Genomic DNA, 13,659 nt, shown 5'->3' with positions numbered 1-13,659 from the left:
AGATGTGCATAAGAGACCCCCCTCGCAGCGGCCGCACCGGCCGCCGCCGCCCCCGCCTGACGCCCCGTCGCACGGCCGCCCAGCCGGAGGCCGCGCCTGGAAGGAACCACCCGCCGGTGTTCTACCTCCGCCTGGCCCGGGGCTACCGGGTCCTCGACCTCGGTCGCTGGATCCTCACCGCAGCGGCCTCCGCAGCCGCCGCAGCCATGCTGCTGCGGGCACTCGGCCGCGCCCTCGTCGACCCGCCCGGTACCACGGCGGCGGTCTCCGAGGGCCGGCTGCTCTGGTGTCTGCCCCCGCTCGCGGCGATCTGCTGGCTCTGCGCCTGCTGCGCCCGTGCCCTGCCGAGCGTGCGGCCCGACCGGGTCGCCGGACTGACCGCGGCCGGCGCCGGACCCGCACGCCGTCGGCTGCTGGTCGCCGGGGAGACCGCCGTCGCCTGTGTCGCCGGCAGCCTGCTGGCCCTGCTGGGTTTCCTGGTGCTGCGCAACAACATCGCCGGTCCGGGCCTCGCCCCGGAGGTCGGCATGGGCGCACGGCTCCCCACCGCCGCCCCGCTCACCCTGCTGCTGGTGGTGCCGCTGCTCGGGGCGCTGGCCTCCGCCGGCGCCGTACCGGCCAAGGACCGGCTCCCGGAGTGGACCGCAGAGCCGCGCGTCACCCCGCTGGGACTGCTGCGCAGCGTCGCGGCCCCGGCCGCCGCGCTGGCCGGCGCCGCCCTGGTGGTCTACGGACCGCACGCCCCCGGCAGGCGTCTGCACGCCCCGGCCCGGCTGGGCACCACCACCGCGATCACCTCGGCGGGCTGGGCGCTGGCGCTGCTCGGACTCGTCCTCACCGTCCCCCTGCTGCTCTCCTGGGCGGGACGGCTGCTGGGCTCCTGGGAACCCACCGCCCCCCGGCTGCTGGCCGGACGCGGACTCCAGGCCGAGGCCGTACGGATGGGCGCGCCCCTGGGCCTGCTGGCGGTGACCGCCGCGGTGGTGGCCGCGGCCGCGGCACGCTGGGCCTCGACCGGCCACGGACCCGGCGGCCCGCTCCCGGTGGTCGAGGCAGCCCTGCTCGGTGCCTGCGCGATGGTCACCGTCGGCGTACGGCTGGCCGAGTCCCGCGCCGCCCGGCGCCCGTCACTGGCCCTGGTGCGGCGCCTGGGCTCGCCGGCCTCCGTGCTGCATGCCACGGCCCTGACCGCGGTCGGGGCGGCAGGTCTGGCGGTACTCGCGGTGGGCGCCGCGGCCGCCGCGCTGACCCTGCTGGCCTTCCACGGCTGAGCCCCCGCGCCGACCAGGGTCGGCACGGGGGCTCAGCCGTGACAGTCACGGGGGCGCGGACCGGCCGTCCTAGCCGGCGGCGGCCAGCTGGCCGCAGGCGCCGTCGATCTCCTGGCCGCGGGTGTCGCGGACCGTGACCGGGACACCGTGCGCCTCCAGCCGGCGCACGAACTCCCGCTCGTCCTCGGGACGGGAGGCCGTCCACTTGGAACCCGGGGTGGGGTTCAGCGGGATCAGGTTCACATGCACCCGGCGGTTCCGCAGCTTGCGGCCGAGCAGATCGGCACGCCACGCCTGGTCGTTGATGTCCTTGATCAGGGCGTACTCCACCGAGACCCGCCGGTTGGAACGCTCCGCGTAGTTCCACGCGGCGTCCAGCACCTCCGCCACCTTCCAGCGGGTGTTCACCGGGACCAGGGTGTCGCGCAGCTCGTCGTCCGGGGCGTGCAGCGACAGCGCCAGACGTACGCTCAGCCCCTCGTCCGCCAGCCGGTTCATCGCCGGGACGAGCCCCACCGTGGAGACGGTGATCCCACGCTGCGACAGCCCCAGACCGTCGGGAGCGGGGTCGGTCAGGCGACGGATGGCCGCCAGCACCCGGTTGTAGTTGGCGAGCGGCTCGCCCATGCCCATGAAGACCACATTGCTCAACCGCGCCGGACCGCCCGGGATCTCACCGCTCTGCAGGGCGCGCATACCGGCGGCGATCTGCTCCACGATCTCCGCGGTGGACAGGTTGCGGGTCAGACCGGCCTGGCCGGTGGCACAGAACGGGCAGTTCATCCCGCAGCCGGCCTGGGAGCTGATGCACATGGTCACCCGGTCCGGGTAGCGCATCAGCACCGACTCGACCAGCGTGCCGTCGAAGAGCTTCCACAGCGTCTTGCGGGTGGTGTCGTCGTCGCAGGACACATGCCGCACCACGGACATCAGGTCCGGCAGCAGCGCCTCGGCCAGCTTCCCCCGCGAGGCCGCCGGGATGTCGGTCCACTCGGCGGGGTCGGCCGACAACCGGCCGAAGTAGTGGCGGGCCAGCTGGTTGGCGCGGAACGGCTTCTCGCCCAGCTCCACCACCGCCTCCCGGCGGTCGGCGGGGCTGAGGTCGGCGAGGTGGCGCGGGGGCTTGGCACCGCGCGGCGCGACGAAGGTGAGTTCTCCGGGAACAGGCATGGTGCATCCAGTGTCGCAGATCCAGAGCGCCACCCCGGGCCGGAGCAGGGGCGGAGGCATCGGCCCTGGTGGATGCCCGTGATCGGCGGCTGCCCGGCTGGACGGCCCCCCATTCGCACACCCTGCTGGACGGCTGTGCGGCACGACGGCCTCAGGTACCCCGTCGTACGCGCGGAGAGCCCGGCGGTCGGCACCGTTGTGGAACGGTCCCCGCCGTCCGGCAGCCACGAGAATCGCGTGGCCCACCCGAAGTGCCGGTAGCCCGGGGTGAGGCCGGCCAGCAGACCTGCCCAAGCCCTATGCCCCCACCGCGCTCCGCACGAATCTCCGAAGGTGCGCACGCACAGCGCCGGGCTGCTCCAGCCAGGGTTCGTGCCCGGCGCCCTCGATCCGCGTCAACGGAAGAGCGAGCCGGAGCGCGAGCGCTTCCAGAGCCGACACAGGGCGCGGATCGTCGACCCCAGCGAGGAGTTCCACTCGCGCGGGCAGGCACGCGCGCAACTCGGCAAGACGCCCGTCAAGCGGATCCGCGCGCCCTTCCCCGCCCAGCTCACTGTTCATGGCCCAGTTGACCGGACGCCGCCGCCGGGCAGCCTGCGCGGCCCAGTGCCATCCGTGTTCGTGAGCGGAGTGGTCCGTGAACCAGGCCAGCGAGAGCAACTCGAGTTCCTGCTCCTCCGTGCGGCGCGGCAACTCCTCCAGCTCACGGAGCCGCTCCTGCTGCGTTTGCGACATGCGGCGGTCGCGTTCCGCTCGGTACCCGGTACGCCAATCGCCGACGAACGGCCCGCACATCAGCAGCATCGCGGCAACCCGGTCGGAGTGCGCCAGGCAGAACCGGATCGCCAGGTCACTGCCGTAGGAATGCCCGATCAGCACGGCCCTGGGCACGTCCCATGCGTCGAGCAGCTCGGCGAGGTCGTCGGCATGCCGGGCGAGGGAATGGCGGCCGTCCCACCGGGATCGGCCGGTGCCACGCTGGTCGTACCGGTACACGGGCGCGAGGTCCGCGACCATGGGGGCGACATCGCCCAGATAGTCCGGCAGCCCCGGACCGCCATGGAGCATGACCACCGGCGGCTTCCCGTTCCTGTCCCCCAGCGCCACCCAACGCAACTGGGCCTCGTCGCTCATCAACGCCGGGCCCTGTGTCTCCATCAAGGTCACCACGGAGAAGCTACCGGCATCGCTGGGGCTCCACCAGGGTCGGCTCCACCAGGGTCGGCTCCACCAGGGTTGAGGACAGGCTGGAGCCTCTTCCCTGTCTCCCACGGCGGTCGATCGAGGCTGCGCCTGGACTGCCGGCCTGCGGGAGCCGTGGGCGTGCGCCGCGAACCGCCACCGTCCGCCGCCGTTGCTGTCAGCGGCTGCTGTCAGTGCTTACGGATCCAGGAGGGCCACGCGGCGCGGGCGGAGCGCTGTGCCCATACCATCAGGCCGAGGCCGGACAGGGAGAGGCAGACAGCCGCGATCCACACCGGAGTCTCCGCATCGGCGGTCCAGTGCCGATCGGTCATCATCATCGGCAGCATCCCGACCGTGAACCCGGGGCCCATCATGACGCTGCCGAATCCCCACATACGGGGAGACAGGACGCGGCCTCGCAACCAGGGAGGCAACCACCCCCGGGCGATCGCTGCTGCGCCCGGTACCCATGCAATGATCCAGACGACCGCGAGGCCGACCCATAGGGAAACGGACATGAAGGCGTGTCCCCCACAACGTGAAACTGTGCGGCTCCTGGTCGCATCTCAGGGATCTTCGCACGTGAGCGGTGCCATGGGACAGCGGCAGCTCAGGGCGTTGGCGCGATCTTCAGCCGGTGGCTGTCCGGAGTCGGGTCGGGCATGGCCAGGGGGCCGTGCGCTCGTCGGCAACTCGGGCAGGTCCCGGGCGGGGGCACCGGCCGGCCTGCGGCGGCCCGGGCGGCCCCGGCGACCGCGGCCGGGTCCGGGGCCGCCTGCGGGCGTCGCGGTCAGGAGCCGACGAAGGCGGTGAGCAGCAGCCAGACGACCGGGGCGGTGGGCAGCAGGGAGTCCAGCCGGTCCATGATGCCGCCGTGGCCGGGCAGCATGGTGCCCATGTCCTTGATGCCGAGATCACGCTTGATCATGGACTCGGCGAGGTCGCCCAGGGTGGCCGTGACGGCGGCGCAGGCGCCCAGCACCAGACCCTGCCACCAGACACCGTCCTCGATCATCAGCTGCATGCCGAGCGCACCAGCCAGCATGGAGAGCGCGATACCGCCGGCCAGGCCCTCACGGGTCTTCCCGGGGCTGATCGTCGGGGCCAGCTTGTGCTTGCCGAACTTGAAGCCCACCGCGTACGCGCCGGTGTCACTGCAGACGGTGACCAGCAGGAAGAGGATCACTCGCCGGGCACCGTCGTCGGCGTGCAGCATCAGCGCCACGAAGGTGGCCAGGAACGGCACATAGAAAGCGGTGAAGATCCCTGCGGTGACATCTCGCAGGTAGTCCTGCGGGGGCTCGCTCATCCGCCAGACCAGCACCACCAGCGCGGTGAGCGCCAGCGCCGCCGCCGAGCCCTCGGTCCCGAAGGCGTACGACGCGGCGACCATCACCAGGCCGCCGACCACCAGGGGGATCCGGGGGGCCCGGATGTCCTTGCGCTCGGACAGCCGACTGGTCAGCTCCCAGGCGCCGATGCCGACCGCAGCCATCACCACGCCCAGGAAGAGCACCTTCACCACGAAGAGCGAAGCGATGATCACTGCGCCGAGTCCGACGCCGACCCCTATCGCGGCCGGCAGATTGCGGCCGGCGCGGGGCTTGCGGGGCTGCTGGTCGTCCGGTGAGGCCACGGTGTTCTCCTGCCCGAGCGGGCGCTCGGCAGTGTCGGTGGGCAGGCCCTGGTGGGCCGGCGCCTGCGGGCCGGCCCACGATGTGTACGCCGCGACCCCGGGTGCGGGCCGGCCGGACTGGTCGGGCCCTCCGGGGCCCTGCGAGGAGGTCCCGGAGCGGGGCGGGGACCCGCCGGGAGGAGTCGTGGCGTGGTTCATCAGACCTCGAGCAGCTCGGCTTCCTTGTGCTTGAGCAGCTCGTCCACCTGGCCCACGTAGCGGGCGGTGATGTCCTCGAGCTCCTTCTCGGCGCGGCGTACCTCGTCCTCGCCGGCCTCGCCGTCCTTGACCATCTTGTCCAGCGTCTCCTTGGCCTTGCGGCGGACGCTGCGGATGGAGATCTTGGCGTCCTCGCCCTTGCCACGGGCGACCTTGATGTACTCCCGGCGGCGCTCCTCGGTGAGCTGCGGGAACACCACCCGGATGAGGGAACCGTCATTGGTCGGGTTGACGCCGAGGTCGGAGTCCCGGATGGCGGTCTCGATGGCCCGCAGCGCGCTCTTGTCGAAGGGGGTGACCACAGCCATGCGCGGCTCGGGCACCGAGAAGGAGGCGAGCTGGTTGATCGGCGTCGGGGCGCCGTAGTAGTCGGCCGTGATCTTGGCGAACATCGCCGGGTGCGCACGGCCGGTACGGATGGCGGCGAAGTCGTCCTTGGCGACCTGGACCGCCTTCTCCATCTTCTCCTCGGCCTCGAGGAGGGTCTCTTCGATCACAGTCTGCTCCTGTCCGGTTCCCTGCTCGCCCCCTCCCGCGCCCGGATGGCGGGGCAAGGGGTCCGTAACGTCGTAACTGGCCGGGCCGCGCTGGGCGGTCAGGCCTTGCCGGTTCCGCGGCTGATCAGCGTGCCGATCTTCTCACCCCGCACCGCACGGGCGATGTTGCCTTCGGTGAGAAGCTCGAAGACCAGGATCGGGAGGTCGTTGTCCCTGCAGAGGGTGATCGCGGTGGCGTCGGCGACCCTGAGGTCCCGGGCCAGCACCTCGCTGTACTCCAGGGAGTCGAACTTCACCGCGTCGGGGTTGGCCTTGGGGTCGGAGTCATAGACGCCGTCCACCCCGTTCTTCCCCATCAGCAGCGCCTCGGCCTGGATCTCCAGCGCCCGCTGCGCGGCGGTGGTGTCGGTGGAGAAGTACGGCATCCCCATGCCGGCGCCGAAGATCACCACGCGCCCCTTCTCCAGGTGGCGCACGGCACGCAGCGGGAGGTAGGGCTCGGCGACCTGCCCCATGGTGATGGCGGTCTGCACCCGGGTCTCCACGCCCTCCTTGATCAGGAAGTCCTGGAGCGCCAGGCAGTTCATCACCGTGCCGAGCATGCCCATGTAGTCGGAGCGGGCCCGGTCCATGCCGCGGACCTGGAGCTCCGCCCCGCGGAAGAAGTTGCCACCCCCGACCACCACGGCGACCTGGGTGCCCGAGCGAACCACGGCCGCGATCTCGCGGGCGATGGCGTGCACCACATCCGGGTCGACACCCAGACCGCCCCCGCCGGCGAGCGCCTCGCCGGACAGCTTCAGCAGCACACGGCGGCGTACGCCGTCCTCTGCGGTCTCCTGCGCAGTCATCTGCATGGGCCGACTCCTCCTCCTGCACGTACAGATGAGGAGGCCACCGCCGCGGGAACCGATATGGTCACCTGCACGGCAATGGCCTCCTCGTCGTTCATGGTGTCAAGCCGCCGCGGCCGCTGCCGGCCGGGCTGCTCGACGTGTTCCGCTCTCTACCCTAGGGGCAGAAGGGTGGAACGACTCAGGCACCGACGCGGAAGCGGGCGAAGCGCTTGAGGGTGACGCCCGCCTCGTCCAGCACCTTCTGGACGGTCTTCTTGTTGTCCTTGGCGAACGCCTGCTCCAGAACGGCGCTCTCCTTGACGAAGCCGGTGACCCGGCCCTCGATGATCTTCGGCAGGGCAGCCTCGGGCTTGCCCTCCTCGCGGGCGGTGGCCTCGGCGACGCGGCGCTCGCTGTCCAGCACCTCGGCCGGGATGTCCTCACGGGAGAGGAACTTCGGCGCGAAGGCGGCGATGTGCTGCGCGACGTCCTTGGCGACCTCGGCGTTCTCCTTGTCGAGCTCGACCAGGACGCCGACCTGCGGCGGCAGGTCCGGAGAGGTGCGGTGCATGTAGACGGCGACGTAGCCGTCACCGCTGAACTGCGCAAAGCGGCGGAAGACGATCTTCTCGCCGAGGGTGGCGTTGGCCTCGTCCACGAACTGCTGGACGGTCTTGCCAGGCTCGATCTCGCTGGCCAGCGCGGCCTCGACGTCGGCCGGAGCGGCCTTGGCGACGTGGGCGGCGATGGTGTTGGCGACCTCGACGAACTTGTCGCCCTTGGCGACGAAGTCGGTCTCGCAGTTCAGCTCGACCAGCACGCCGGAGTTGCCGCCCTCGAGGAGGGAGACGACGGCGCCGTTGGAGGCGTCGCGGCCCTCGCGCTTGGCCACGCCCTTCTGGCCCTTGATGCGCAGGAACTCGACGGCCTTCTCGACGTTGCCCTCGGCCTCGTCCAGCGCCTTCTTGCAGTCCATCATGCCGGCGCCGGTGAGCTCACGGAGCTTCTTGACGTCCGCGGCGGTGAAGTTCGCCATGGTTGTGAATCTCTTCTCGCGTCTCGCGTGTCTGCTGGGGAGTCACCAGGCCCGCGGGGTCGCCACCGGGCCCGGCACAGGTGCGAGGGGCAGGCGGCCGCTGCCGGTGCAGCGGCCGCCTTACCCCTCGGCAGCGGAACGTCAGGCCTGCTGCTCGCCCTCGGCGGCCGGGGTCTCCTCGGCCGGAGCCTCAGCGGCGGCCTCGGCCGGGGCCTCAGCCGGAGCCTCGGCGGTGGCCTCGTCGGCCTTCTTCTCGCCCTCGAGGAGCTCGCGCTCCCAGTCGGCGAGCGGCTGGTCGGCGCCCGGCTCAGCCTTGGCGTCACCGGTGGCGGCACCGGAGCGGGCGATCAGGCCCTCGGCCACGGCGTCGGCGATCACACGGGTCAGCAGGGTGACGGAGCGGATGGCGTCGTCGTTGCCCGGGATCTTGTAGTCGACCTCGTCGGGGTCGCAGTTGGTGTCCAGGATGGCGACGACCGGGATGTTGAGCTTCCGGGCCTCACCGACCGCGATGTGCTCCTTCTTGGTGTCCACGATCCAGACGGCGCTGGGCACGCGCTGCATGTCGCGGATACCGCCGAGGGTGCGCTCGAGCTTCTCGTGCTCGCGCTGCAGGACCAGCAGCTCCTTCTTGGTGAGACCGGAGCCCGCGACGTCGGTGAAGTCGATCTCCTCGAGCTCCTTCAGGCGCTGCAGGCGCTTGTAGACGGTCGAGAAGTTGGTGAGCATGCCGCCCAGCCAGCGCTGGTTGACGTAAGGCATGCCCACGCGGGTCGCCTGCTCGGCGATGGCCTCCTGGGCCTGCTTCTTGGTACCGACGAAGAGAACGCTGCCGCCGTGGGCGACGGTCTCCTTGACGAACTCGTAGGCGCGGTCGATGTAGTTCAGCGACTGCTGGAGGTCGATGATGTAGATGCCGTTGCGCTCCGTGAGAATGAAGCGCTTCATCTTCGGGTTCCAGCGGCGGGTCTGGTGACCGAAGTGGACGCCGCTCTCCAGCAGCCCCCGCATCGTGACGACGGCCATGGCCGTGCTCCTCGTGTTGTGCCCCCGCGCGCCGGAGCGGCGGGGTCAGGCTCGGTTGTCCGCGGCGGCCGGGTGGCCGTCGCGCCTGACGCCCCGGCCGTGCCGTGCCGTGGGGACCGGCTGCAGCTGCTGCTGCACCTGGCTCATCGGACCGAGCGGCACTCGCACCGTGCTGACGCGGGTTGCGAACCGCGTGCTGACGCATCGGTGGCGGGGCGTGCGAAGTCGACCCGGCGCGCCGGGTCGCGACAGAAGTGTACGGGACCGGTGGCGTGACAGGCGACTCAGCGACTCACCGGGGCCTGACGGCGGGTGTCGCAGCGCGTCCCGTCCCCCCGACGGGTGACACGGCCGTCCACAGCCCCGGGTCTGTCCACAGGTTCCCGGCGGGTGATGGCGGGCCCCGGCGGGTGCGGGCACCGTACGGGTCGTGACTCCAGCCTTCCCCGCTCCCCGTCCGCGCCGGTGGCGCTGTCCCGGTTTGCCGTCGCCCGGTTCGCCGTCGCCCACCTCACCTGGCTCGCCGCGCCGGCGCCGGCCGCCGGAACCGCCCAGCCCCGGCCGTCGGTCCCCGCTGCTGCTCGTCGGGCTGCTGCTGGCACTGCTCTGCTGCCTCACACCGCCGTCTTCGGCCGCCGGGAGCGCGGAGCCCCCGCGCCCACGAGGGCGTGAACCGCTGGCCGTCCCCCGCGCCTGGCCGGTGGCCGGCCGGGCGGCGGTGCTGCGCCGCTTCGACCCACCGCCTCAGCGCTGGGCCCGCGGGCATCGCGGGGTGGACCTGGCGGCGGTCGACGGCGCGGAGGTACGAGCCGCCGCCGCGGGCACGGTCGCCTTCGCGGGGCGGATCGGCGGGCGGGGTGTGGTGACGGTGGCCCATCCCGGCACCGGGGAGCCGCCGCTGCGCACCAGTTATCTGCCGGTCACCGCCACCCTGGCGGTCGGCACCCGGGTGTCGGCAGGCCAGGTCATCGGGCGGCTGGAGGCCGGTGCGGGCCACTGCGGGCGGCCCTGTCTGCACTGGGGACTGCTGCGCGGGCACCGCTACCTGGATCCGCTGGCACTCCTCGGCCTGGGCCGGGTGCGGCTCTTCCCCGTCGGGCTCACCCCGTCTGCGGCTGCGGCTGTAGGGCGTGCCCATGGGTCCTGCCCGCCGCGCGGGTACCGGCGGCCCCTTCAGTCCCGGCGCCCCGCGACGCCGTACAGCGCCATGGACACCGCCGCGTCCGCGATCGTCCGGGGATCCTCGGCGGCGCCCAGTTCCGCCCTGCGCACCGCCGCCTCCACAAGACCCTGGAGCATTGCGGCGGTCAGGCGCGGCTGCCGGTGCCCCAGCTCACGCAGCGCGGTGACCACCAGGTCGACCAGTCGGCCGTGGGCTGCCCGGATCCGGTCACGGGCGGCATCGTCCAGCTCCGCCGCCGAGACAGCAGTGACGGCGCGGTGCCGGGGGTCCCCTGCCAGGGCGAGCTGGGTACGGACATAGGCCTCCACCCGACCCTCCGGCGTGGTGGCGGCGTCCATGGCGGTCTCGATCCGGGCCTCCCAGACGGGAAAGTCCGTCACGAACAGCTCCTCGACCACCGCGGCCTTGGAGGAGAAGTACTCATAGACCGACGACCGCGCCAGCCCGGTGCGCGCGGCGAGGGCGGGGAAGGTGAGTGCGTCCACACCTCCCTCGGAGAGCAGGGCGCGGGCGGCGGCGAGGAGTGCGGTGCGCTGCATCTCGCGGTGCGCGGCCAAGGTGGCCGCTCGGATCTTCGGCACGGCTCCACTCTAGGAGACCGTCGGACCCGGGTGACTGCCGGTCCGTACAGATCCCGGCCGGCTAGCGGGCGTCGGAGAGCTTCGCGCGCAACTGGAGCACCGCCTTGGTGTGGATCTGACTCACCCGGCTCTCGGTGACTCCGAGGACCTGGCCGATCTCGGCGAGGGTGAGGCCCTCGTAGTAGTAGAGGGTCACCACTGTCTTCTCCCGCTCGGGGAGGGTGTTCACCGCGCGGGCGAGCAGTCTGCGCAGTTCCCGGTCCTCGGCCACCTCCACGGGGTCGTCGGCCGCGGTGTCCACCAGGGTGTCCAGCAGGCTCAGTCCGTCGCCACCCTCGCCCCCGGGATGCAGCAGCTCATCGAGAGCAGCCACATTAGCCAGGGAGAGCTGGCTGAAGATCGCATGCAGCTCCTCCACCGGAATGCCCAGCTCGGCTGCTACCTCGGGCTCGTGCGGGGTGCGCCGCAACCGGGTCTCCAGGGTCGCGTAGGCGCGCTCCACCGCCCGGGCCTTCTGCCGCACCGAACGAGGGATCCAGTCCAGCGCCCGCAACTCGTCGATGATGGCGCCGCGGATACGGCTGATCGCATAGGTCTCGAACTTGATGGCGCGGTCAAGGTCGAACTTCTCGATGGCGTCGATCAGTCCGAAGACCCCGGAGGAGACGAAGTCCGCCTGCTCGACATTGGCCGGCAGCCCCACCCCGACCCGGCCTGCCACATACTTCACCAGCGGCGAGTAGTGCAGGATCAGCTGCTCGCGCAGCCGTCCGTCGCCGGTGGACTTGTACGAGCGCCAGAGCTGCTCCAGGGCCGGGCGCTCGGAGGGTGTCCCACCGCGCCGCGCGCTGGGCGTCCTGGCCGCATCCGGCTGCGGGGCAGCCGTGTCCACCACGGCCCGGGCCGCGCCGACGGTCTGCCCATGGTGTCCGGCTTCGGCCTGGGCGACGCCCCGGGGCGCCCGGGGCGCCCCTGCCGCGGACTGGCCCTCGGGCGCGGGACCCGGCCCGGCACCCGGCCCGGCACCCGAAGCCGTAAGAGCCGGGTCGCCGCCGGTCGCTCTCCGCCGGGGAATGTGTGTGGGCATGCGTCCTTGTGCGCCGTTCTGCCGAGTCGTGTGTCGGTATGGAAGTCGTGGTGAGCGTAGCGTGATCGGACCAGTGCTGAGAGCTACAAAATCCTGCTCGCCCCCCTCCTGGTGATGACGAACCCGCAGGTCGGAGGGGTACGTCAGGCCCATTGGCGGCGCTGGGCCACCCGAGGGAGGATTCCCCCCGCCCGAGCGCCGTACGGTGTTGCGTTCGATATCGATCGGGGGACGGCGGTCACACGGCCGGACCGTCCCGACGTCGGCCGGCGATCCGCCAGTGCGCACCGCAGCGCTCGGCGAACCCCAGCGACGCCAGCTCGTAGAGGCGCTGCAACACCTCGTCCGGCGGCAGCCCGGCGGCCCGTGCCACCGCATCGACGGGGGCTCCGTCGCCACCTGCCGGGACCGCCTCAAGGACCTGGCGGGCCGCGACCGCCAGCAGATCCCGGGGCAGCACCGCACCCTGCTTGGGCGGAGCCAGGTCGCCGCCGATGCGCCCCATCAGCTCCGCCACCTCGGCCGCGTCGGTGACCAAGGTCGCGGCCTCGGTACGCAGCAGGGCGTGCACACCTTCGGAGAGCGCCGATGTCACCGGTCCGGGCACCCCGCAGGTGATCCGGTTGAGATCCCTGGCCCGTCGGGCGGTGCTCAGCGCTCCGCTGCGCAGCGCCGCCTCCACCACCACGGTTCCCCGGGTGAGGGCGGCGATCACCCGGTTGCGCAGCACGAAGCGGAAGCGGTTGGGATGCTGACCGGGCGGTAGCTCGCTGACCAGGAGGCCCTGCTGGGAGATGCGGCGAATCAGCTCGGTGTGGCCCCGGGGATAGGCGACGTCCACGCCGCAGGCGAGGACGGCGATGGTGGGGGCGCCCACGGCCAGCGCTCCGCGATGAGCAGCCGCGTCGATCCCGTAGGCAGCGCCGGACACCACCACCCAGCCGCGCTCGGCGATGCCTGCTGCCAGTTCTCCGGCCACATGTGCGCCATAGGCCGTACAGGCGCGGGCGCCCACCATGGCGACGGAGCGCAGAGCCAGCAGCCGCAGGGAGCCGGTACCCGCCGTCCAGAGGCCGATCGGCCGGGCGGGACCGAGGTCGTCCAGCTGGGTCGGCCACTCGGGATCACCGGGGATGACGAAGTGGCCGCCCAGGGACCGGTGACGCTCCAGGTCGGCGAGGGGGTCCAGCCCGGCGGCGCGGGCCCGCAAGCCGGCCAGGCGGGTGGCGCCGGCGCCCGGCGGTCTGCCGCCCTGCCGGATGACCTGCAGCAGTTCCACCGCACCCAGGTCGTCGATCCACTGCCCGACGGCGGAGTCGCCCGGCTCGGCAAGCCTGGTCAGCGCGGCCCGCGCCAGCCGCTCGGCCTCCTCGCCGGAACCCTGGGGGCCGAGGCCGGTACTGGTCCGGCGGTCGGACGTCGACGCGGGTTCAGTCCCGGGAGCGGGCCCAAAACCAGGCCCGGCTTCAGGCCTCGGAGCAGGCCCGTGCTGGGGCCGGGGATCAGGCCTGTCCTGCGGCTGGGAATCAGGCGCGGCTTCGGACCCAAGCCCAGGCCCGGTTTCAGACCTGGGTTCTGGTTCAGGAGCAGGCCCAAGCTCAGGCATGGCTTCAGGCCTGGGTTCGGGCCCGGGTTGGGGTCGGCGATCAGGCCAGCAATCAGGTCCGGCATCAGCCCCGGCGTCAGGCCCGGCAGCGGGCCTGAGCACACGAGCCGGGACGACGTCGCGTACCGGCTCGGGCCCGGCACCGGGTACCGGATCGACGGGTGGCCCGGTCTGCCCGGAGGTGGTGGTGCCGAGGTCGAGCGGTAGCTGTACCGGAGTCACGGGTCCTGCCTTTCAGTGCGGATCCTGTCGGCCGGCAGTCGAAGCCGCAGGCCACACGCCATGGC

Annotated in this window: 12 protein-coding genes and 1 pseudogene; 2 read left to right on the top strand and 11 right to left on the bottom strand. The window is 72.3% G+C overall.

Annotated elements, in window-relative coordinates; all coding sequences use genetic code 11:
• Positions 1-116: 116 nt before the first annotated feature.
• The gene (locus AOK09_RS29520) at positions 117-1,271 is read left to right on the top strand and encodes a hypothetical protein (protein ID WP_055590291.1); all 1,155 of its coding nucleotides are present in this window, start codon (positions 117-119) and stop codon (positions 1,269-1,271) included.
• Between the two features lie 69 nt (positions 1,272-1,340).
• Here AOK09_RS29520 and rlmN read toward each other — a convergent pair whose 3' ends face one another.
• The 8 genes from rlmN to rpsB form a co-directional block, all read right to left on the bottom strand.
• Positions 1,341-2,441 (bottom strand): 23S rRNA (adenine(2503)-C(2))-methyltransferase RlmN, encoded by a 1,101-nt coding sequence (rlmN, locus tag AOK09_RS29515; protein ID WP_055590290.1) that lies wholly within the window; start codon positions 2,439-2,441, stop codon positions 1,341-1,343.
• A 297-nt stretch (positions 2,442-2,738) separates the two neighbouring features.
• Entirely contained in the window at positions 2,739-3,599 is an 861-nt protein-coding gene (locus AOK09_RS38410) for an alpha/beta fold hydrolase (RefSeq protein WP_245687536.1), read from the bottom strand.
• A 215-nt stretch (positions 3,600-3,814) separates the two neighbouring features.
• The gene (locus AOK09_RS40510) at positions 3,815-4,144 is read right to left on the bottom strand and encodes a hypothetical protein (protein ID WP_157876083.1); all 330 of its coding nucleotides are present in this window, start codon (positions 4,142-4,144) and stop codon (positions 3,815-3,817) included.
• Positions 4,145-4,416: 272 nt separating this feature from the next.
• Positions 4,417-5,460, bottom strand: a complete 1,044-nt coding sequence (locus AOK09_RS29500; protein ID WP_079063533.1) for a phosphatidate cytidylyltransferase — start codon at positions 5,458-5,460, stop codon at positions 4,417-4,419.
• Entirely contained in the window at positions 5,460-6,017 is a 558-nt protein-coding gene (gene frr / locus AOK09_RS29495) for a ribosome recycling factor (RefSeq protein ID WP_055590288.1), read from the bottom strand. Before frr ends, AOK09_RS29500 begins: the two co-directional genes overlap by 1 nt.
• A gap of 98 nt (positions 6,018-6,115) precedes the next feature.
• Positions 6,116-6,874, bottom strand: a complete 759-nt coding sequence (pyrH, locus tag AOK09_RS29490; RefSeq protein ID WP_217698509.1) for a UMP kinase — start codon at positions 6,872-6,874, stop codon at positions 6,116-6,118.
• A 178-nt stretch (positions 6,875-7,052) separates the two neighbouring features.
• A complete protein-coding gene (gene tsf, locus AOK09_RS29485; RefSeq protein ID WP_055590287.1) occupies positions 7,053-7,889 on the bottom strand; it encodes a translation elongation factor Ts in 837 nt (278 codons plus the stop codon).
• A 141-nt stretch (positions 7,890-8,030) separates the two neighbouring features.
• Positions 8,031-8,915 (bottom strand): 30S ribosomal protein S2, encoded by an 885-nt coding sequence (gene rpsB, locus AOK09_RS29480; RefSeq protein ID WP_055590286.1) that lies wholly within the window; start codon positions 8,913-8,915, stop codon positions 8,031-8,033.
• Between the two features lie 430 nt (positions 8,916-9,345).
• Here rpsB and AOK09_RS43525 point away from each other — a divergent pair.
• Positions 9,346-9,909, top strand: a pseudogene (locus AOK09_RS43525) (peptidoglycan DD-metalloendopeptidase family protein); the annotation flags it as partial.
• A gap of 179 nt (positions 9,910-10,088) precedes the next feature.
• Here AOK09_RS43525 and AOK09_RS41195 read toward each other — a convergent pair.
• From AOK09_RS41195 to dprA, 3 genes are all read right to left on the bottom strand, one after another.
• A complete protein-coding gene (locus AOK09_RS41195; RefSeq protein ID WP_055590294.1) occupies positions 10,089-10,655 on the bottom strand; it encodes a TetR/AcrR family transcriptional regulator in 567 nt (188 codons plus the stop codon).
• Between the two features lie 85 nt (positions 10,656-10,740).
• Positions 10,741-11,766 carry an RNA polymerase sigma factor WhiG gene (gene whiG, locus AOK09_RS29470; RefSeq protein ID WP_265736749.1) on the bottom strand — a complete coding sequence of 342 codons (1,026 nt, stop codon included), beginning with the start codon at positions 11,764-11,766 and terminating at the stop codon, positions 10,741-10,743.
• A gap of 238 nt (positions 11,767-12,004) precedes the next feature.
• The gene (gene dprA / locus AOK09_RS29465) at positions 12,005-13,372 is read right to left on the bottom strand and encodes a DNA-processing protein DprA (protein ID WP_079063532.1); all 1,368 of its coding nucleotides are present in this window, start codon (positions 13,370-13,372) and stop codon (positions 12,005-12,007) included.
• Positions 13,373-13,659: the final 287 nt, after the last annotated feature.

Source organism: Peterkaempfera griseoplana (assembly GCF_001418575.1).
Lineage (GTDB): Bacteria > Actinomycetota > Actinomycetes > Streptomycetales > Streptomycetaceae > Peterkaempfera > Peterkaempfera griseoplana.
The sequence above is the reverse complement of the archived record's forward strand: the minus strand, read 5'-3'. Positions and strand labels throughout refer to the sequence as shown.

Excerpts from the sequence above, each read along its gene's own strand:
- rpsB (WP_055590286.1), bottom strand. The coding sequence starts at position 8,915 with ATGGCCGTCGTCACGATGCGGGGGCTGCTGGAGAGCGGCGTCCACTTC.
- whiG (WP_265736749.1), bottom strand. The coding sequence starts at position 11,766 with ATGCCCACACACATTCCCCGGCGGAGAGCGACCGGCGGCGACCCGGCT.
- AOK09_RS29500 (WP_079063533.1), bottom strand. The coding sequence starts at position 5,460 with ATGAACCACGCCACGACTCCTCCCGGCGGGTCCCCGCCCCGCTCCGGG.
- dprA (WP_079063532.1), bottom strand. The coding sequence starts at position 13,372 with ATGCCTGAGCTTGGGCCTGCTCCTGAACCAGAACCCAGGTCTGAAACC.
- rlmN (WP_055590290.1), bottom strand. The coding sequence starts at position 2,441 with ATGCCTGTTCCCGGAGAACTCACCTTCGTCGCGCCGCGCGGTGCCAAG.
- AOK09_RS38410 (WP_245687536.1), bottom strand. The coding sequence starts at position 3,599 with ATGGAGACACAGGGCCCGGCGTTGATGAGCGACGAGGCCCAGTTGCGT.
- tsf (WP_055590287.1), bottom strand. The coding sequence starts at position 7,889 with ATGGCGAACTTCACCGCCGCGGACGTCAAGAAGCTCCGTGAGCTCACC.
- AOK09_RS40510 (WP_157876083.1), bottom strand. The coding sequence starts at position 4,144 with ATGTCCGTTTCCCTATGGGTCGGCCTCGCGGTCGTCTGGATCATTGCA.
- pyrH (WP_217698509.1), bottom strand. The coding sequence starts at position 6,874 with ATGCAGATGACTGCGCAGGAGACCGCAGAGGACGGCGTACGCCGCCGT.